Below are 1,612 nucleotides of genomic sequence, written 5' to 3' on the forward strand. Positions count from 1 at the left end.
CAGTGCTCAATTCTTTCATTCAACTCACGTAGTTCATTTTTTATGAGGGTTGTACTTTAAACTGTACTCAACACTTTATTTAACCGACCAATACTGCTGCTAGAGGAACTGATATGAAAAATAGAACCGTGGCGTACTCCTTCATGTGATTGATGAGCAACCTGTTTATGCGCAGCTTTAAGGGCTTCTTTATACTGAACGCTTTGCTGCTTATTGTATTCAGGCATTTCTTCTAAAATGGCATGCTCCAATGTTTCGTTCTTCAGTCCTTCTATCACATAAACTACGTTTCTTACACCATCCTTAGACCAGTATTTCCCGTGTCCTTTTACTCGGTAACTATAAGGTCTATGGTTACTCTCGCATGTTCCAATGCCTCTAAGATTCTCTCCAAGCCCTCTTTTATAAAGAGGCATTAAATAATCCCAATTCCGATTTAAATAGCCCTTTAATAACCGGATTTGCTCTTTTTGATGGGTTTCCACTTCTTCTTCATCTATTAAAATCGTGCTTTCTGCTGTGGTTAAAACAAGCTCAATTTCAGACCAGTCATGATGGCGGATAGCTTTCTTTAATTCTGCTTGCAGCTCAGGAACGAAGTTCAGGCGTTGCTTGATCTTTTGGTTCACATGATAGGCATCTCTTACGTGTTCATGACATAAACAACCCGTGACTATTTCATTAAATTGACTAAATTCATATCCTGATCCGCCGTCACTGTTTGAAATCACCACTGTGTTAGACAAGTCATAGTGTAGAAAAAGATAATTTTGTACCAGAGTCCAAGCATCCGCTGCGCTTTCAGTGGAAGAAAAATAGTGAGCCCCGATTAAACGAGTTCGTTTCCCATTTTTCTCTACTCCTTCGGCAATTTGAATACGATGAATTTCTCCTCGTTTCTTTTTAGTCGCCTTATACATTAAACCATCGCCTTCTATGAACAGAAAGGGAACTTTCTTTTTATGTTTTGGTTTTTCTACTTGATTGATATCCAAAAGACGATTTTCTGTATAGTTCTTTTGTAAACTACCTACTTTATCCAGTACAGATTTTACTTTTGTATGGCTAATAGAAAAGGGAGTTAACAACGATACAGCTTGTTCTGTTTTTCTTAATACCGTTCCTGAAGCTACTTCTGCAATATTTCGTAAAAGAAGGGGAGAGAAAGCCTCTCCTTTGAGAAAACCCATTTCTTTATCCAACGGATAAAGGGCTTTTTCTTCTGCCTTTTTCATTCTTCTTCGTTTAAAGTTTACTTTGCCAAAGAGAAATTGAATGGTACGAGTATCTCGTTTTTCTATTTTATAGCCCATTTTCTTATATTCTTCAGCTAAAGCATCATCCATACATTCTAAAGCTTCTCCGGTTATTTCACTGATCCACTCTGAAAAATAGGCGACAAGTCTTCTTTCTGCAGTAATTCCATCTGTAGAGTTCTTTATTAATTCAATCATTTCTGTTAAAATAGTTTCCAAGGAAGACCAACCTTTACGATTATATTTAGGCGCTCAAACCTATAATTGTATGGTAACGGTCTTCCTCTTTTTTTGTCAACTTAAAAAACGATCGTCATTCGTCTTTTATTTCTACCACCGAATATTTTACACTAAGT

The 1,612-nt window shown here is 36.8% G+C and carries 1 protein-coding gene; it reads right to left on the minus strand.

Annotated elements, in window-relative coordinates; genetic code table 11:
• Positions 1-56: 56 nt before the first annotated feature.
• On the minus strand, positions 57-1,475 hold the full coding sequence (locus tag ACEN4L_RS13355) for an ISLre2 family transposase (protein WP_407123677.1): 1,419 nt from the start codon (positions 1,473-1,475) through the stop codon (positions 57-59).
• Positions 1,476-1,612: the final 137 nt, after the last annotated feature.

The organism is Desemzia sp. FAM 23988, assembly GCF_045528365.1.
Lineage (GTDB): Bacteria > Bacillota > Bacilli > Lactobacillales > Carnobacteriaceae > Desemzia.